Origin of the sequence: Streptomyces sp. NPDC093071, from assembly GCF_044754545.1 — a bacterium.
In the GTDB taxonomy this organism is placed as follows: domain Bacteria; phylum Actinomycetota; class Actinomycetes; order Streptomycetales; family Streptomycetaceae; genus Streptomyces.
This window is the reverse complement of record NZ_JBIVPH010000001.1, coordinates 1-17,116: the sequence shown is the minus strand read 5'-3', so window position 1 is coordinate 17,116 and position 17,116 is coordinate 1. Positions and strand designations below refer to the sequence as shown.

Below are 17,116 nucleotides of genomic sequence, written 5' to 3'. Positions count from 1 at the left end.
CGAGAACCGGACGCGCGGCACGGATCAGGGGGCCGTCGAGGACGGCCGGAGCGTGCTCGGACGGCGGAGGCTCCGCGGCGGCGTGTCCGCGTAACCGCGAATGAGTCCATGAGGGTTTGATCTTCGGCCGCATCTGTCCACCGCCACCCCGCGTTTCCGCCCGGCCATCTGCCGGGAACAAGTAAGAAATAAAATATACCAGGAAAGTGGTTGTGAGCCTTCGTCGGCCGCGTGGGCAGCCGGAGGCCCTCGCGCGATCAAGTGGGGTCTTCCTCGTCGCGCCAGACCCCCCGCCCCTCGAGGACTTCGACGAGGCGATCGGCGCCGGCCAGGATGTGGCGTTCCATCAGGGCGCCCGCCCGGTGCGCCTGTCGTCGCCGAAGGGCGTCCAGGAGCAGCGGGTGCTCGGTCCGGGTGGCGGCGACCTGGCCCTCGATCGCCGCGTAGAAGCGGTTGGGGAAGTGCTTGACGACGGAGCCGAGCAGAAGGGCGAGCCGGTGCGAGTCCGCCGCCAGGTTGATCTCGCGATGGAAGGCGTGTCCCAGGTCGGCCACGCGGTCCGCCGCGCCGGCGTCGACGGCTTGCTGGTACGCGTCGAGCATGGCTTCCAGTCGGGCGATTCCCGTCGGCGGGATCCGCTGCGCCGCGCGGGCGGCCAGCCGCGCGGAGAGTCGAGCCTGGGCCCAGAACAGGTCCCGAACGTCTTGGCGGGTGAACGGCGAGACCACGAACCCCCGGTGGGGGACGAGTCTGACGAGGCCTTCGCTGCTCAGGATGAGCAGCCCTTCACGGGCCGGCGTACTGCTGACGCCGACGGACTCGGCGACGCGTTCGACGCGTAGGAACTCACCCGGCTGCACCGCTCCCGAGACGATCAGTTCGCGCACGTGGCCCGCCACCTCCGCAGGGAGGGGGCGGCGTCCGGGAGGCCGGAGCCGCCCCGGGGTCGTGCGGTCGGTCGTCATGGTCCTGCCGTCCTTCCCGGGTGATCGTCCGGCGTCCCTGTGAAGCCCACCACCACCCTTGCTTGTGCATAATATATTTTGTATCTTCGCATTGCCAGGTAAGCACAGCGAAAGGACCTCCCATGGCCGGCCTCTACTTCGAGGAGTTCGAACCCGGTGCCGTCATCGAGCACGTCAACCGGCGGACGGTCACCGAGACCGACAACGTCCTCTTCAGCACCCTCACGCTGAACCTGGCTCCCCTGCACCTGGACGCCGAGTACAGCAAGAACAGCATCCACGGCCAGCGCCTCGTCAACAGCCTCTTCATCCTGGGGCTCGTCTCCGGCATCACGGTCCCGGAAACCACCCAGGGCACCACCCTGGGCAACCTCGGCTTCCAGGAGATCAAGTTTCCGAAGCCCGTCTTCCACGGAGACACGATCCACGTCCGCACCGAGATCGTCGCCACGCGCGAGTCCAAGAGCCGCGACGACTCCGGCATCGTCACCTTCCGCCACCTCGGCATCAACCAGCGCGACGAGATCGTCTGCGACGCGGTCCGGGTCGGTCTGATGATGAAGCGACCGGTGGCCGACAAGGCGACGGCGGACTCCTGAGAGCGCGGCGCGCGGAGAGGAGTCGGTATGGGAAACACGAGTCCGTTCGGTTCGCCGAACGCCCCGGTATGGGTGCCCGGAGAGGCCGAACGCGAACGCAGCCGCCTGCTGAGGGCCATGCGGCGCTGGGGCCACGACACGATCGAGAACCTGCACCGGGCGTCGGTCGACGACCCCGAGTGGTTCTGGCGCGCCGCCGTCGAGGACCTCGGCATCACCTTCACGAAACCGTTCGAGCGGGTCCGTGACGACAGCGAGGGCAAGCCGTTCCCGCGCTGGTTCACCGGCGGAGTCCTCAACGCGGCGGAGGTGTGCGCCCACCGCCACACGACAGGGCCCCTCGCCGGGAAGACCGCCGTGGTCTACGAGGGCGACGGGGGGCAGCGGCGCAGTCTGACCTACTCCCAGCTCGACTCCGACGTGCGGCGGTTCGCGGCCCACCTCACCGCCCTCGGTGTGACGCGCGGGGACCGGGTCGTCCTCTTCCTGCCGGTCGTCCCCGAGGCCACGGTGGCCTTCCTGGCCTGCGCGATGATCGGAGCCGTCTCCGTCCCCGCCTTCACGGGCTACGGCTCGGAAGCGCTTGCCACCCGACTGAGAGACTCGGAGGCGGTGCTCCTGGTCACCGCCGACGGCACCACCCGCCGCGGCAAGCGTGTGCCGCTGAAGCGGACCGCCGACGAGGCACTGGCGTCCGCGCCCTCCGTCCGGCACACCGTGGTGGTCCGCCACCTCGCCGACGGCGTCGAGATGGAGGACGGGCGGGACTTCTACTGGGACGAGCTCGATCCGAACCCGGCCCCGGTCGACACGGTCGCCACCGACCCCAACGACCCGCTGACCATCGTCTACACGTCGGGCACCACCGGCGCCCCCAAGGGCATCGTCCACTCCCACGCGGGCCTGGCGGTCAAGGCCGCTTCGGACTTCGGCTACGGATTCGACGTGCACAGCGAGGACGTCATCGCCTGGATCAGCGACATGGGCTGGCTGGTCGGCCCCCTGCTGATCATGGGCGGTCTGCAGCTGGGCGCCACCGTCGTCTTCACCGAGGGCGTGCCTAACCACCCCACCCCGAAAAGGCTGTGGGAGATCATCGACCGCAACGGCGTCACCGTGCAGGGAGTCGCCCCCACGGCGATCCGCGCGGTCATGGCGGCTGGCGACGACACCTTCGGCGACCTCTCCACCCTGCGCGCCTTCGTCTCCACCGGCGAGGCCTGGGACGAGCCGACCTGGCACTGGCTGTTCGGAACCGTCGGCGAGTCCCGGCGGCCGATCGTCAACTACAGCGGCGGCACCGAAGTCGGCGGCGGCCTCCTCAACAGCTATCCCTTCCTTCCCATGGAGGCGGCCTCGTTCAACGGCCCGCTCCCCGGCATCGACGTCGCCGTGCTCGACGAGGACGGCAAGCCCACTGTGGGCGAGATCGGCGAACTGGCCGTGCTCAACACCTTCCCGGGCATGACCCATGCCTTCTGGCAGGACCGCGAGCGCTACCTGGAGACGTACTGGAACCGCTGGGACGGCGTCTGGGTCCACGGCGACCTCGCCGCCGTGGACGCCGACGGCACCTGGCGGATCCACGGTCGCTCCGACGACACCATCAAGGTGTCCGGACGCCGCGTCGGCCCGGCCGAACTCGAAGCCGCCATCCTCAAGGACCGCCGGATCGTCGAGGCCGCCGTCATCGGCGTTCCGGACCCGCAGCGCGGCCAGCGCGTGGTGGCGTTCGTGGTAGTCGGCGACCGCGACATCGATCAGGAGGCCCTCGCGGCCACCGCGACGCACAACGTCGGCCGCTCCTTCGCTCCGACCCTGTACGTCGTGGCGACGCTGCCGAAGACCAAGAACGGCAAGATCATGCGCCGCGCCATCCGCGCCCGCCACCTCGGGGGCCCGCCGGGCGACATGTCGTCGCTCGACCCCATGACCCCCCTCACCGACATTCCCGTGTACGAAGGAGACAAGTGATGGCCGTGACCGAACCCAGCGACCTGGAACTGATCCGCAAGTCCGTGCGTGACCTGGCCCGCCGCTTCGACCTGGAGTACTGGCGGGAGAAGGACAAGAAGCACGAGTACCCCTGGGAGTTCGTCAGGGCGTTCGCCGACGGCGGCTGGCTCGGCGCGATGATCCCGGAGGAGTACGGAGGCCTCGGCCTCGGCCTCGCGGAGTCGGCCGTCATGATGACGGAGATCGCGGAGTCCGGTGCCGGCATGAGCGGCGGCTCGGCCATCCACTTCTACGTCTTCCCGCCCGCCCCCATCCTGCGGTACGGCTCCGAGGCGATGAAGCGCGAGTTCCTCCCCAAGCTCGCCAAGGGCGAGATCCTCATGGCCTTCGGCGTCACCGAACCCACGGCCGGAGTGGACACCTCCCGCATCCGGACGAAGGCCGAGAAGATCGAAGGCGGCTGGGTGGTCAACGGACAGAAGGTCTGGATCACCAACGCGCAGAACGCCCACAAGATCCTGCTCCTCGCCCGCACCTCGCCGCGCGACGAGAACAAGCCGCTGGACGGCATGACCCTGTTCTTCACCGACCTCGACCGGTCCAGGATCACCGTCCGCGAGATCGACAAGCTCGGCCGTGCCGCGATCGACTCCAACGAGCTGTTCATCGACAACCTCGAGGTCGCCGACGACGAGGTCGTCGGCGAGGTCGGCCAGGGCTTCCGCTACCTGATCGACGGCCTCAACCCCGAGCGCATCGTGGTCGGCATGGAGGGCATCGGCCTCGGCCGCGCCGCCCTCGACCTGGCCGGCAACTACGCCAACGAGCGGGTCGTCTTCAACCGGCCGATCGGCAAGAACCAGGCCGTCGCCCACCCGCTGGCCGACTCCTGGATCCGCCTGGAGGCGGCCGAACTCGTCTGCATGAACGCCGCCCGGCTCTTCGACGCCGAGCAGAACTGCGGCAAGGAGGCCGCCGCCGCCAAGTTCCTGGGCGCCGAGGCCGGATTCCAGGCGTGCGACCGCGCGATGCAGACCCACGGCGGCTTCGCGTACGCCAAGGAGTACCACGTCGAGCGGCTGTGGCGGGAGGCGCGCCTGCTGCCCAACGCCCCGTTCTCCCAGGAGATGGTCCTCAACTACATCTCCACCAAGGCGCTCGGCCTCCCCAGGGCCTACTAGGGCCGGAGGCCGGCACACCGGACCCCAGGCGACGAGAGAACACGAGGAAGACATGCGCGATGTGCTGATCCGCGTACGGAACGACGGTCCGCGAGGAGGCGGGAGAGACGGTCTCGTCACCGGTGGTCCCGCATGAGCGGCCCGCTGGAAGGCGTGCGGGTGGTCACGCTCGCCGGCATGGGGCCGGTCCCCTTCGCCGGCATGCTCCTGGCCGACATGGGAGCACATGTCGTCCGGGTGGCACGCCCGGCGAACCGGTCCTCCCGCGCCCTGAGCCAGACCGACGGCCTGCGCGAGGAGCACGACCTGGGGAACCGGGGTGTCGACACCGTCGCCGTCGACCTCAAGGACCCTGAGGGAGTGGAGTCGGTCCTCCGCCTGGTGGAGGCCGCCGACGTCTTCGTCGAGGGTTACCGCCCCGGCGTGGCCGAGCGGTTGGGCCTCGGACCGGAGGTCGTGACGAAGCGGAACCCCACCGTCGTCTACGCCCGCCTCACCGGTTACGGGCAGGACGGGCCGCTGGCGCGGACGGCCGGTCACGACATCAACTACGTGGCCCAATCAGGGGCGTTGCACGCCATGGCCCGCGAAGGAGAGGCTCCCCGGCCACCCCTCAACCTGCTTGGCGACTACGCGGGTGGCGGCACGATGGCCGCGTTCGGCATCGTGTGCGCCGTCCTGGAGGCGCGGACCTCGGGACACGGGCAGGTCCTGGACGCCGCCATGATCGACGGCGTGGCCCTGCTGACCGCCAAGATCCAGGGGCTGCGTGCCGCCGGCCTCTACGACGACGTACCGGGCACGAACTACCTCGACTCCGGAGCGCCGTTCTACGACACCTACCGGTGCAAGGACGGCGGCTACGTCGCGGTGGGAGCGCTGGAGCCGGACTTCTACCGGGAGTTCGTCTCACGCCTGGGCGTGGACGTTTCCGGCTGGCCGGACCAGGAGGACCGGAGCGGCTGGCCGCGACTGCGCGAACTGATCGGCCGTGCGCTGGCGTCCAGGACGCGGGCGGAGTGGGCGCAGGTCTATGCCGGCACCGACGCGTGCGTCACACCGGTCCTGACGTTCGACGAGGCCGCGGGCGACCCGCACAACGCGGGGCGCCGGATGTTCCAGCACGTCGGGGACGCCCTCCATCCCGCGCCCGCTCCTCGTTTCAGCCGGACGCCCGGGCGCCGCCCCTCGGCGCCGAGCGCCGAACGGCTCGACGTCCGCCAGGTGATCCGTTACTGGAACCCCGGGCGGAGCTGACAGAGGCGGCGGCCGTCGCGATCCGCCTCGGCGTTCCCCCGACACATACAGAAGGAATCGGCATGTCACTGTCCTCCGGAGAACCCCACGCCCTGCTGGCAGGGCTCAGGGTCGTGGAGATCTCGAGCTACGTCGCCACCCCGCTGTGCGGTCTCACCCTTGCCCAGCTCGGGGCCGACGTCCTCAGGGTCGAGCCCCTCGGGGGCGCGGCCGACCGCACCAGGTGGCCGCTGGCGGACTCCGGCACCAGCCTCTACTGGTCGGGGCTGAACAAGGGGAAGCGTGCCGTCGCCGTCGACATGGCGTCCGCGGAGGGCCGTCGGCGGGTGGCCGATCTGATCGTCGGGGGCGACCCGTGCGTGGTGGTCAGCAACACCGACCGCTACCCGGAACTCGGCTACGAGGAACTCAGCGTCCGGCGCCCGGACGTCATCCACGTTCTGCTCCAGGGGCGTGCCGACGGTGGTGCCGGGGTCGACTACACCGTCCAGGCCGCCACCGGGTTCCCCCTCGTCACCGGCCCCGCCGAGAGCGCGGCCCCGGTCAACCAGGTGCTTCCCGCCTGGGACATCGCGGCGGGTCTCTACCTGGCTGTCGGGCTCCTTGCCGCCGAACGGGAGCGCCTGCGCACCGGCCGTGGGCGGCGGATCCGGGTCGCGCTCGACGAGGTCGCGCTCGCCACCGCCGGGAACCTCGGCTACCTCGCCGAGGCGCAGGTCACCACTCACGACCGCGAGAAGTCGGGGAACGACGTCTTCGGCACGTACGGCCGGGACTTCACGACGGCGGACGGCGTGCGAGTGATGGTCGTGATCCTCACCGGGCGCCACTGGACCAAGCTCCTCGCCGCGACCGGCCTCACCGCCGCCTTCGACGGTCTCGCCGAATCCCTCGGAATCGACTTCTCCGGCGAGTCGCAGCGCTACGAGCACCGTGAACTCATCTCGACCCTGCTCTCGCGCTGGTTCGCCGCCACGCCGTACACCGAGGCGGCACGGCTCCTCGACGAGCACCGCATCCTCTGGGAGCGGTACCGGAGTTTCGCGGAACTCGGTCGCGACGGCGGTGCCGAGCTGCGCAAGAGCGACCTGTTCGCCGTCGTCGACCAGCCCGGCGTGGGGCCCCACCTCGCACCGAAGTCGCCCATCGTGGTCGACGGCGGACGCCTGGACCCGCTGCCCGCCCCCATGGTCGGCCAGCACGACGCGGAGTTCCTGCCCTCTGCAGGAAAGGCCGAGAGCTCCGCCGATCGCTGATCCGGTCGGCGCTCCGCAAGGAAAGCGAGCCCAATTTTCAGTTCGCCGAGTGACGTTTCGCAGCTGGTCCCGAAATTTTCATGGGGGCCGACCAGGCGTATTCACCTCAAATGAATTGTGATTCAATATGCAGCGTGTTCGGTGTTTATTCCGAGTGTGAATGTGCCAGTATATGTGCATGGTTAAATTCGGGTACATGTTGATGACCGAGCAATCCGGCCCGCGGGAACTCGTCGCGCATTCTGCGGCGGCGGAGCGTGCAGGTTTCGACTTCGAACTGATCAGTGACCACTATTCCCCGTGGCTCAAGGAGCAGGGGCATGCGGCCTATGCGTGGAGCGTGCTGGGAGCGATCACGCAGGCCACCGAACGCGTCGAGTTGATGACCTACGTCACCGCGCCGATCATGCGTTACCACCCGGCGGTGGTGGCGCAGAAGGCGGCTACCGTCGGACTGCTCTCCGGCGACCGGTTCACCCTCGGCCTGGGGTCCGGCGAGAACCTCAACGAGCACGTGGTCGGGGCCGGCTGGCCGTCGGTCACGGTACGGCACGAGATGCTGTCGGAGGCTTTGGAGATCATCCGGTCACTTCTCGACGGCGACCTGGTCAACTTCACGGGGAAGCACTACCAGGTCGACTCGGCGAAACTGTGGGACCTGCCGCAGCGGCGAGTGCCGATCGCCACCGCGATCTCCGGAGAACGGTCCATCCACCGTTTTGCACCTGCCTCCGATGCGATGATCGCCATCGAGCCCAAAGCGTGGTTCTGTCCCGAGTGGGACTCGGTCGCACGCGAAACCGGGCAGCGCAAGATCGGCCAGATCGCGGTCGCATGGGACACCGACCGCGACGCCGCCGTCCAGCGGGCGTGGGAGAAGATGCGCTGGTTCGCCGGCGGCTGGAAGCTCAATACCGAACTGCGCAGCCCGGCCGCTTTCGCCGCGGCCGCCCGGGGCGTACAGCCCGACGACGTTGCCGGCGGCATCCCTTGCGGTGCCGCAGTGGAGCCGATCGTCGCCGCAGCGAGGACGTTCTGGGAAGCCGGCTTCACCGACGTGGCGATCTCCCAGATCGGTGTGGACAAGGATCCGCAGGGCTTCTTCCGGTTCGCGGAGACCGAGCTGCTTCCCGCCCTTCGTGAGGCGGCCACGGGCCGATGACCCGGCGGTCCGCCCCGGAGACACCGGCCGCTCCGCGTGCCGCGCCTCCGGGGCGGATCGCGTTGCGACGGCTCCGGCCCCCATGACGGGACACGCTCAGTGCGACGATCCGTTCCACCGGCCCCGGGACCGGTGGAACGGACCGTCAGTGTGGGGCCGGTCAGTCCGAGCAGAGGATCCGGCGGGCGCGTTCTAGGACCGGCTTGTCGACCATGTGTCCGTCCACCACCGTCACCGAGTCGCCTGCGGCCACCACGGACCGGGCCCACTCCCGCTCGCTCTCGGTCGGTGCGAACCGCTCCGCCACGACGGCGACCTGCCCGGGGTGGATGCACAGCTTCCCCGTGAAGCCGAGTCGGCGCGCGTGCGCGACGTCGGCGGCCAGGGCGGCGAGGTCCTTCACCGCGGTCGTGACCCCGTCGATCGGGGCGCACAGGCCGACCGCCGCGGACGCCGAGACCAGCCGGGAGCGGGCGTACGTCAGCGCCACGTGGTCGTCGTGGGCGATCCCGAGCTGCCCGGCGAGGTCGACGTTGCCGAGGGCGACCCGTACCGCGCCGCCGGTGGAACAGACCTCCACGGCCCGCTCGATCCCCGCCGCGGTCTCCACCAGCGGGATCAGGAAGGACTTTCCGGCGGTACGGCGGGCGACGTCCGCGAGCACGGCCGGGTCATCGGACTTCGGGACCATCACCGGCGCTCCGAAGCCGGTCGCCACGGCCAGGTCGTCGTCGCACCACGGCGTGCCCGGCGCGTTGATCCGGACCACGGCGCTGTTCCCCGCGCCCAGCCAGGCGGCCACGTGTTCGCGCGCCCGGTCTTTGTCCGGGGCGGCGACCGCGTCCTCCAGGTCGAGGATCACCACGTCCGCTCCGGTGGCGACGGCCTTGTCGAACCGGTCCGGCCGGTCCCCGGGCACGAACAGGAAGCTGCGGGCCGCCTGCAGGCGGCCTGCGGTCAGTGGACGGCTCACGCGAACGTCACCTCCGCCGTGGCGTGGCGCTCCTCGCGATGGCTCGCGATGCGGAGGGCGGATCCCTGTGCCTCGGGCGTTCCCGACGCGAGCAGGCGCTCACCCACGAACGCGGGGCGTCGCAGCCGGTAGGACAGCGAGCGGACGAGCCGGTCGGGGGAGCCCCGGCGTACCAGTTCCAGCATCGCGAGCACCAGGAGGGGACCGTGGACGACGAGACCGGGGAAGCCCTCCTCACCGGTGGCATACGGCGCGTCGTAGTGGATGCGGTGCGCGTTCGCGGTCAGCGCGCTGAACCGGAAGAGCATCCTGGGATCCGTCTCCAGCGGGATCCGCCAGGCCTCATCCGACTGCGCAGCCGTGGCCGTGTCGAGCTCCGCGGGGTGCTGTGCGGCGCTCCGCCCCGACCGGTAGACGAGGTCCTGTTCCTCCACCAGGCACGTCGTGTCCCGCTGGAGGTACTCGGTGCGCACGGTCACGAAGAGCAGTTCCCCGCTGGAGCCCCGCTTGGTCGTCACCGGGCCCAGGCTGCTGACGCGCCGGGCCGGCTCGCCGACGATCAGCGGTCGGTTCACCGAGCAGCGACCACCGGCGAACATCCGCTGACGGTCGGGGATCGGAGGGAGGAAACGGCCGTTCAGCGGATGCCCGTCGGAACCGAGGTCCCGCTGCGCGGGCCACCGGAGGAAGTACAGCCAGTGCCAGAGCGGAGGAAGGGGGTCGCCGGTCACGGCGACCGGCTCCGGCCGGTCGAGGACCGCCGAGAGCGCGGCGACCGGAGCGGGGGACAGGACGTCCTCGTCGGTGACGGCTTCGGGGCGCCAGGATTCCACGTACGGGCCCAGCCTGCCGGGCGTGATCTGCATGGCCTCTCCTCAACGACTTGCTCGAAAGGCACATCATGCTCACTGATAGCTGTCGACAGATAATAGAAAACTGTGATGGGAACATGTCGGAGGGACATGGCGGGACCCGGCGGTCCCCATGCCCGCCGTCGTAGGACGTCAGACGTCCTTCACGGCCCTGTCCTGCAGCTCGGCGGACGGCCACCGGCCCTCGCGCACGGCCGAACGGATCCTGTCGGTCAGTTCCGAGGCCACCGCCCGTGTCGCGGGGGAGACGCGACCCGCTCTCGGAGTGCCGAGCACGATCGAGCGCCACACCTCGGGATCGCACAGCGGGGCCGCGCTCAGGGAGCCGTCGGCGACGTCCTCCGCGATCCCGACGCCCGGGAGGATCGTCCAGCCGTGACCGGCACGCACCAGCTGCTTCTGCACGTGCATCGAGTTGGTCTGCACGACCAGGTTCATCTCCACGCGGGCCTGTGTCGCGGCCGTGTCGATCACGGAGCGCAGCCCGTGTCCCGGAGCGGGCACGACCAACGGATGGGCGACCGCCTCGCGCAACGGCACCGGCCGGTCCGCCCGCAATCCGGCCGAGGCCGGCGCGACCGCCCACAGCCGCTCACGCACCAGCGGTTCGGCGTTGAGCGACGGAGTGCTGGCGAGGTTGTACAACAGCGTCAGATCCAGGTCGCCGTCGTCCAGCCACTGCTGGAGATGGCCGGAGTACGCGGTGAGCAACCGCAGATCGATCCCGGGATGATCGCGCAGGACGGCGGAGGCCAGCGGTTCGGCGAGCAGACCGGTCGCGCTGTCGAGCAGCCCCACCGTCACGATGCCCGTGACCACGCCCGCCGCCGGCCGGATCTCCGCGCGGGCGCGTTCCAGCTCGTTCAGCGCCCGGCGGGCCCGCTCCACCATCGTCGTACCGGCGGCGGTGGGCTGCATGCCCTGCCTGGTGCGCTCGAACAGGGTGACGCCGAGCTCCTGCTCCAGCGTCCGGATCTGCCGGGTGACCGCCGGCTGGACCAGATGGAGCAGCTCTGCCGCGCGTGTCACGCTCCCCGCCTCGGCCACCGTGACGAGCGCTCTGAGCTGTTTGAGGTCCATGTGTCTCCGCCGTCCTCGGCCATCGCCCCGCACCATCCGCAGCGCGTATGGAGCCATCAGAAAACAGTATTTCACGCGATGTCCCATGACCATTCATGATGGATCTGCTGCCGGAATGAGGGTTCCCGGCATGTGTCCGCTCCGCAGGGACGCATGGGCGGCCCGAGGACGCCCGCACTCGTCCTCGGCGTCGGTGGACCTCGCGTGGCCCCTTCGGGAGGTCCACCGACGACCCGCCCCCTCCCGCACCACGCACGTCCCAGGAGGTCGAACCATGACCGCGCTCCCCCTCTCCGGCGTCACCGTCGTCAGCGTCGAACAGGCGGTGGCGGCTCCCTTCGCCACCCGCCAGCTCGCCGACCTCGGAGCCAGGGTGATCAAGGTGGAGCGCCCCGGCGAGGGCGACTTCGCCCGCCGCTACGACACCACCGTGCACGGCCAGTCCAGCTACTTCGTCTGGCTCAACCGCTCCAAGGAGTCGGTGACTCTCGACCTCAAGACGTCCGCCGGACGGGAACTCCTGGAAGAACTCCTCGCCCGCGCCGACGTCTTCGTGCAGAACCTCGCTCCCGGCGCGGCGGCCCGCCTGGACCTCGACGCGGACGCGCTCACGCGCCGGCACCCGTCGCTGATCCCGTGCACCGTCACCGGCTACGGCTCCACCGGTCCCTGGGCCGACCGCAAGGCTTACGACCTGCTCGTCCAGTGCCAGACCGGCCTCGTCTCGCTGACCGGAACCCCCGAGGAGACCGCGCGGACCGGAGTGTCGATCGCCGACATCGCCGCCGGGACGTACGCCTACTCCGGCATCCTCACCGCCCTCTACGCACGGGCCACCACCGGCGTCGCACGCGCGGTCGAGGTCTCCCTCTTCGAAGCCCTCGCGGAGTGGATGAGCCAGCCCGCCCACTACACCCGTCACGGAGGAGTCCAGCCCCCGCGGGTCGGCACCGGGCACGCGACCATCGCCCCCTACGGCGCGTTCGCCACCGCCGACGGGAAGCGGATCCTGCTCTCCGTCCAGAACGAACGCGAGTGGACGGCGTTCTGCTTCCGGGTCCTCGACCGGCCCGGACTCGTCGACGACCCCCGGTTCGCCACCGGGCCGGCTCGCGTCGCCCACCGCGACGCCCTCGACGCGATCATCGCCGAACGCTCCCTGCGCTCCACCGCCGACGAGCTGACGGCACTTCTGGACGCGGCCGGAATAGCCAACGCCGGGATCAACGACGTACGGGAGTTCGTCGAGCACCCCGTGCTCGCGGCCCGCGACCGCTGGCAGGACGTCGCCGTCCCCGGCGGCGTCGTACCGGCCCTCCGTCCACCGGCTGACCTGGCGGGAATCGCCCCGCGCATGGACCCCGTGCCCTCCGTGGGCGAGCACACCGAACGGGTCCTCATCGAACTGGGCTGCTCGCCGGCCCGGATCGAGGCCCTGCGGGCCGACGGCGTCGTCTGACCCGCCCGACCCCCGTGCGGTCCCGCCCCGCGACACCGAACCACCCGAACCACGAGGAGTACACCGTGAGCACCCTGGACGCCCTCTCCGAGGACGAGCAGTTCGTCGTCAAGACCGTGCGCGACTTCGTCGACAAGGAGGTGAAGCCCGTCGTCCAGGAGCTCGAACACGCCAACACCTATCCCGAGGCCCTGATCGAGCAGATGAAGAAGCTCGGCATCTACGGGCTCGCCGTCCCCGAGGAGTACGGCGGGAACCCCGTCTCCATGCCCTGTTACGTCCTGGTCACCGAGGAGCTCTCCCGCGGATGGATGAGCCTGGCCGGCGCCATGGGAAGCCACACCGTCGTCGCGAAGCTCCTCGTGCACTTCGGCACCGAGGAACAGAAGCGCCGCTACCTGCCCCGGATGGCGACCGGCGAGATGCGGGCGACCATGGCCCTCACCGAACCGGGCGGCGGCTCCGATCTCCAGGCCATGCGCACCGTCGCCCGCAAGGACGACGACGGCTACGTCGTCAACGGCTCCAAGACCTGGATCACCAACTCCCGTCGGGCCGGCCTGATCGCCCTGATGTGCAAGACCGATCCCGACGCGACACCGGGGCACAAGGGCATCTCGATCCTGCTCGCCGAGCACGGCCCTGGACTCACGGTCTCCCGTGACCTGCCCAAGCTGGGCTACAAGGGCGTGGAGACCTGCGAGCTCGCCTTCGACGACTACCGTGCCCCGGCCGACGCGGTCCTCGGCGGCGTCGAAGGCAAGGGCTTCGCCCAGATGATGAAGGGCCTGGAGACCGGCCGCCTCCAGGTCGCGGCCCGTGCCCTCGGTGTCGGCCGGGCGGCCCTGGAGGACTCCCTCGCCTACGCCCAGGAGCGCGAGTCCTTCGGAAAGCCCATCTGGCAGCACCAGGCCATCGGCCACTACCTCGCCGACATGGCCACACAGCTCACCGCGGCCCGCCAGCTCACCCTGTACGCCGCCCGCGAGGCCGAGGCCGGCCGGCGCGTGGACATGGAGGCCGGGATGGCCAAGCTGTTCGCCTCCGAGGCCGGTATGCAGATCGCGCTCAACGCCGTCCGCATCCATGGCGGTTACGGCTACTCGACCGAGTTCGACGTCGAGCGCTACTTCCGGGATGCCCCGCTCATGATCGTCGGCGAGGGCACCAACGAGATCCAGAAGAACGTGATCGCCGCCCAGTTGGTCAAGCGCGGCGGGCTCGACGCCTGACGACGGCGAGCGCACAGAACGGACAAACGGCCCGGACGAGGGCCGGTACGGAGAAACAGGAGCACTCCCATGGTGAACATCGTTGTCTGTGTGAAGTACGTGCCCGACGCCACCGGCGACCGGCACTTCGCCGATGACCTGACGGTGGACCGCGACGACGTCGACGGCCTGCTGTCGGAGCTCGACGAGTACGCGGTCGAGCAGGCCCTGCAGATCGCGGAAGAGGCGGACGACGCCGAGGTCACCGTGCTCACGGTCGGCCCCGAGGACGCCAAGGACGCGCTGCGCAAGGCGCTGTCCATGGGCGCCGACAAGGCCGTCCACGTCGAGGACGACGACCTGCACGGCTCCGACGTCATGGGCACCTCGCTGGTGCTCGCCAAGGCGATCGAGAAGACCGGTTACGACGTGGTCATCGCCGGCATGGCCTCCACCGACGGCGTCATGGGCGTCCTGCCCGCGATCCTGGCCGAGCGCCTGGGCGTCCCGCAGGTCACGCTGCTCTCCGAGGTCTCGATCGAGGACGGCGTCGTGAAGGGCCGTCGTGACGGCGACGCCGCCTCCGAGCAGCTGGAGGCCTCCCTGCCGGCCGTCGTCTCCGTGACGGACCAGTCGGGCGAGGCGCGCTACCCGTCCTTCAAGGGCATCATGGCCGCCAAGAAGAAGCCGGTGGAGTCCCTGGACCTCTCCGACCTCGACCTGGAGGCCGAGGAGGTCGGCCTGGAGGGCGCGTGGACCGCGGTCGACTCCGCCGCCGAGCGTCCGGCCCGCACGGCCGGCACGATCGTCAAGGACGAGGGCGAGGGCGGCAAGCAGCTCGCCGAGTTCCTCGCGAGCCAGAAGTTCATCTAGGACGCCGCCTCGCGAAGAAGAAGCCCGTCCACATTTACAGGAGTTGAATCCCCATGGCTGAGATCCTCGTCTACGTCGACCACGTCGACGGAGCCGTCCGCAAGCCCACCCTGGAGCTGCTGACGCTCGCCCGCCGCCTCGGCGACCCGGTCGCCGTCGCGCTCGGCAACGGCGCCGCCGACACCGCCCCGGCCCTCGCCGAGCACGGCGCGGTCAAGGTCCTGACCGCCGACGCGCCCGAGTTCGCCGAGTACCTCGTCGTCCCCAAGGTCGACGCCCTCCAGGCCGCCTACGAAGCGGTCTCCCCGGCCGCCGTCCTGGTCCCCTCCTCGGCCGAGGCCAAGGAGATCGCGGCCCGTCTCGCGGTCCGCATCGGCTCCGGCGTCATCACCGACGCCGTGGACCTGGAGGCCGGTGACGAGGGCCCGGTGGCGACGCAGGCCGTGTTCGCCGCCTCCTTCACCACCAAGTCCCGCGTCTCCAAGGGCACCCCGGTCATCACGGTCAAGCCGAACTCGGCCCCCGTCGAGGCCGCCCCGGCCGCCGGCACCGTCGAGGCCCTGTCGGTCTCCTTCGGCGCCCTGGCCACCGGCACCAAGGTCACCTCGCGCACCCCGCGCGAGTCGACCGGCCGCCCGGAGCTGACCGAGGCCGCGATCGTGGTCTCCGGCGGCCGCGGCGTCAACGGCGCCGAGAACTTCGCCGTCATCGAGGCCCTCGCCGACTCGCTCGGCGCGGCCGTCGGCGCCTCCCGCGCCGCGGTGGACGCCGGCTGGTACCCGCACGCCAACCAGGTCGGCCAGACCGGCAAGTCGGTCTCGCCGCAGCTGTACATCGCGTCCGGCATCTCCGGCGCGATCCAGCACCGCGCGGGAATGCAGACCTCGAAGACGATCGTCGCGATCAACAAGGACGCCGAGGCGCCGATCTTCGAGCTCGTCGACTACGGCGTGGTGGGCGACCTCTTCGAGGTCGTCCCGCAGCTGACCGAAGAGGTCAAGACCCGCAAGGGCTGATCCGTACGATCCCGCGCTTCCGGCCTGCCGGGTCCCTCTGGACCCCGGCAGGCCGGGCGCGTACGAGTGAGAAGGTGTTCCGCTCATGCAACTCGCCGCGATCATTGTGTCGCTGACGCTGACCGTGGTCGGCGTTGCCCTGCTGGCCCGCGCCATCGGCCAGTTCGTCCGGTACTTCAAGCTCGGCCAGCCCGTCCCGGCCGGAACCCGTACCGACAACCCGTACCAGCGCAGCGTCACCCTGGTCAGGGAGTTCCTCGGCCACACGCGCATGAACCGCTGGGGCATCGTCGGCTTCGCCCACTGGTTCGTCGCGGTCGGCTTCCTGACCCTGCCGCCGACGATCGTCACCGCGTACGGCCAGCTGTTCCAGGCCGACTGGACGCTGCCGGTGATCGGCGGCTTCCTGCCGTACGAGCTGTACATCGAGTTCATCGGCACGATGACGATCCTCGGCATCGCCACGCTGATGGCCATCCGGCTGCTGAGCCTGCCTTCCCGACTCGGCCGCAAATCGCGCTTCGCCGGCTCCAAGGCGGGCCAGGCGTACTTCGTCGAGTACGTCATCCTCACCATCGGCCTGGCGATCTACGTGCTGCGCGGCCTGGAGGGCGCGATCCACCACGTCGAGCACTACGAGGCCGCGTACTTCGCCTCGTACCCGCTCGTCCTGGCCTTCAAGGGCCTGAGCGTCGGCACGCTCCAGACGCTCGTCTACTTCTTCGCCATGATCAAGCTGAGCACCACCATGATCTGGATGATCACGGTGTCGCTCAACACCAACATGGGTGTGGCCTGGCACCGCTTCCTGGCCTTCCCGAACATCTGGTTCAAGCGCAAGGCCGACGGCTCCACCGCCCTCGGCGCGCTCCAGCCGATGACCACCGCCGGCAAGGAGATCGACTGGGAGGACCCGGCCGAGGACGCCGTCTTCGGCGTCTCCCAGGTCGAGCAGTTCTCCTGGAAGGGCCTGCTGGACTTCTCCACCTGCACCGAGTGCGGCCGCTGCCAGTCGCAGTGCCCCGCCTGGAACACCGGCAAGCCCCTCTCCCCCAAGCTCCTGATCATGTCGCTGCGTGACCACGCGCACGCCAAGGCGCCGTACCTGCTGGCCGGGGAAGAGATACCGAAGGAGGTCCAGCGCCCGCTGATCGGCACGGTCGAGGAGAACGGCGTCATCGACCCCGACGTCCTGTGGTCCTGCACCACCTGCGGCGCCTGCGTCGAGCAGTGCCCGGTCGACATCGAGCACATCG

The 17,116-nt window shown here is 70.0% G+C and carries 15 protein-coding genes; 11 read left to right on the top strand and 4 right to left on the bottom strand.

Annotated features, from left to right (window positions below; all coding sequences use genetic code 11):
- Nucleotides 1-257: 257 nt before the first annotated feature.
- Nucleotides 258-965 carry a GntR family transcriptional regulator gene (locus ACIQD7_RS00075; RefSeq protein WP_402437819.1) on the bottom strand — a complete coding sequence of 236 codons (708 nt, stop codon included), beginning with the start codon at nucleotides 963-965 and terminating at the stop codon, nucleotides 258-260.
- 122 nt (nucleotides 966-1,087) lie between these two features.
- On the opposite strand from ACIQD7_RS00075, the gene ACIQD7_RS00070 reads away from it, so the two are divergent.
- The 6 genes from ACIQD7_RS00070 to ACIQD7_RS00045 all read left to right on the top strand — a co-directional run bounded on the left by ACIQD7_RS00070 (nucleotide 1,088) and on the right by ACIQD7_RS00045 (nucleotide 8,376).
- Nucleotides 1,088-1,564, top strand: a complete 477-nt coding sequence (locus tag ACIQD7_RS00070) for a MaoC family dehydratase (protein WP_152371236.1) — start codon at nucleotides 1,088-1,090, stop codon at nucleotides 1,562-1,564.
- 27 nt (nucleotides 1,565-1,591) lie between these two features.
- The gene (locus ACIQD7_RS00065; protein WP_402437815.1) at nucleotides 1,592-3,538 is read left to right on the top strand and encodes an AMP-binding protein; all 1,947 of its coding nucleotides are present in this window, start codon (nucleotides 1,592-1,594) and stop codon (nucleotides 3,536-3,538) included.
- A complete protein-coding gene (locus ACIQD7_RS00060; protein ID WP_402437812.1) occupies nucleotides 3,538-4,701 on the top strand; it encodes an acyl-CoA dehydrogenase family protein in 1,164 nt (387 codons plus the stop codon). The genes ACIQD7_RS00065 and ACIQD7_RS00060 overlap by 1 nt, the downstream gene beginning before the upstream one ends.
- 132 nt (nucleotides 4,702-4,833) lie before the next feature.
- Nucleotides 4,834-5,958, top strand: a complete 1,125-nt coding sequence (locus ACIQD7_RS00055) for a CaiB/BaiF CoA transferase family protein (protein ID WP_402437810.1) — start codon at nucleotides 4,834-4,836, stop codon at nucleotides 5,956-5,958.
- Nucleotides 5,959-6,020: 62 nt separating this feature from the next.
- The gene (locus ACIQD7_RS00050; protein WP_402437807.1) at nucleotides 6,021-7,214 is read left to right on the top strand and encodes a CoA transferase; all 1,194 of its coding nucleotides are present in this window, start codon (nucleotides 6,021-6,023) and stop codon (nucleotides 7,212-7,214) included.
- 178 nt (nucleotides 7,215-7,392) lie between these two features.
- Nucleotides 7,393-8,376, top strand: a complete 984-nt coding sequence (locus ACIQD7_RS00045) for a TIGR03557 family F420-dependent LLM class oxidoreductase (protein WP_062759840.1) — start codon at nucleotides 7,393-7,395, stop codon at nucleotides 8,374-8,376.
- A 160-nt stretch (nucleotides 8,377-8,536) separates the two neighbouring features.
- Here the strand turns inward: ACIQD7_RS00045 and ACIQD7_RS00040 are convergent, their stop codons facing one another.
- From ACIQD7_RS00040 to ACIQD7_RS00030, 3 genes are all read right to left on the bottom strand, one after another.
- Nucleotides 8,537-9,349, bottom strand: coding sequence for an HpcH/HpaI aldolase/citrate lyase family protein (locus tag ACIQD7_RS00040; RefSeq protein ID WP_402437803.1), 813 nt, complete (start codon nucleotides 9,347-9,349; stop codon nucleotides 8,537-8,539).
- Nucleotides 9,346-10,215, bottom strand: a complete 870-nt coding sequence (locus tag ACIQD7_RS00035) for a hypothetical protein (protein ID WP_402437800.1) — start codon at nucleotides 10,213-10,215, stop codon at nucleotides 9,346-9,348. The genes ACIQD7_RS00040 and ACIQD7_RS00035 overlap by 4 nt, the downstream gene beginning before the upstream one ends.
- A 138-nt stretch (nucleotides 10,216-10,353) precedes the next feature.
- Nucleotides 10,354-11,301, bottom strand: a complete 948-nt coding sequence (locus tag ACIQD7_RS00030; RefSeq protein WP_402437797.1) for a LysR family transcriptional regulator — start codon at nucleotides 11,299-11,301, stop codon at nucleotides 10,354-10,356.
- 274 nt (nucleotides 11,302-11,575) lie between these two features.
- On the opposite strand from ACIQD7_RS00030, the gene ACIQD7_RS00025 reads away from it, so the two are divergent.
- From ACIQD7_RS00025 to ACIQD7_RS00005, 5 genes are all read left to right on the top strand, one after another.
- Complete coding sequence (locus ACIQD7_RS00025) at nucleotides 11,576-12,760, top strand: CaiB/BaiF CoA transferase family protein (RefSeq protein WP_402437794.1); 1,185 nt, start codon at nucleotides 11,576-11,578, stop codon at nucleotides 12,758-12,760.
- A 65-nt stretch (nucleotides 12,761-12,825) separates the two neighbouring features.
- Nucleotides 12,826-13,992, top strand: a complete 1,167-nt coding sequence (locus ACIQD7_RS00020; protein ID WP_402437791.1) for an acyl-CoA dehydrogenase family protein — start codon at nucleotides 12,826-12,828, stop codon at nucleotides 13,990-13,992.
- A gap of 69 nt (nucleotides 13,993-14,061) precedes the next feature.
- Nucleotides 14,062-14,844: an electron transfer flavoprotein subunit beta/FixA family protein gene (locus ACIQD7_RS00015; protein WP_402437788.1), complete on the top strand. Its 783-nt coding sequence runs from the start codon at nucleotides 14,062-14,064 to the stop codon at nucleotides 14,842-14,844.
- A 53-nt stretch (nucleotides 14,845-14,897) separates the two neighbouring features.
- Nucleotides 14,898-15,860, top strand: a complete 963-nt coding sequence (locus tag ACIQD7_RS00010; RefSeq protein ID WP_121832093.1) for an electron transfer flavoprotein subunit alpha/FixB family protein — start codon at nucleotides 14,898-14,900, stop codon at nucleotides 15,858-15,860.
- A gap of 85 nt (nucleotides 15,861-15,945) precedes the next feature.
- Nucleotides 15,946-17,116 (top strand): 4Fe-4S dicluster domain-containing protein (locus ACIQD7_RS00005; RefSeq protein WP_402437783.1); only part of this gene is annotated, 1,171 nt, incomplete at its 3' end.

Bases quoted from the DNA above. Each gene is read 5' to 3' on its own strand.
- ACIQD7_RS00075 (WP_402437819.1), bottom strand. From the start codon at position 965: ATGACGACCGACCGCACGACCCCGGGGCGGCTCCGGCCTCCCGGACGC.
- ACIQD7_RS00070 (WP_152371236.1), top strand. From the start codon at position 1,088: ATGGCCGGCCTCTACTTCGAGGAGTTCGAACCCGGTGCCGTCATCGAG.
- ACIQD7_RS00065 (WP_402437815.1), top strand. From the start codon at position 1,592: ATGGGAAACACGAGTCCGTTCGGTTCGCCGAACGCCCCGGTATGGGTG.
- ACIQD7_RS00060 (WP_402437812.1), top strand. From the start codon at position 3,538: ATGGCCGTGACCGAACCCAGCGACCTGGAACTGATCCGCAAGTCCGTG.
- ACIQD7_RS00055 (WP_402437810.1), top strand. From the start codon at position 4,834: ATGAGCGGCCCGCTGGAAGGCGTGCGGGTGGTCACGCTCGCCGGCATG.
- ACIQD7_RS00050 (WP_402437807.1), top strand. From the start codon at position 6,021: ATGTCACTGTCCTCCGGAGAACCCCACGCCCTGCTGGCAGGGCTCAGG.
- ACIQD7_RS00045 (WP_062759840.1), top strand. From the start codon at position 7,393: ATGGTTAAATTCGGGTACATGTTGATGACCGAGCAATCCGGCCCGCGG.
- ACIQD7_RS00035 (WP_402437800.1), bottom strand. From the start codon at position 10,215: ATGCAGATCACGCCCGGCAGGCTGGGCCCGTACGTGGAATCCTGGCGC.
- ACIQD7_RS00030 (WP_402437797.1), bottom strand. From the start codon at position 11,301: ATGGACCTCAAACAGCTCAGAGCGCTCGTCACGGTGGCCGAGGCGGGG.
- ACIQD7_RS00025 (WP_402437794.1), top strand. From the start codon at position 11,576: ATGACCGCGCTCCCCCTCTCCGGCGTCACCGTCGTCAGCGTCGAACAG.
- ACIQD7_RS00015 (WP_402437788.1), top strand. From the start codon at position 14,062: ATGGTGAACATCGTTGTCTGTGTGAAGTACGTGCCCGACGCCACCGGC.
- ACIQD7_RS00010 (WP_121832093.1), top strand. From the start codon at position 14,898: ATGGCTGAGATCCTCGTCTACGTCGACCACGTCGACGGAGCCGTCCGC.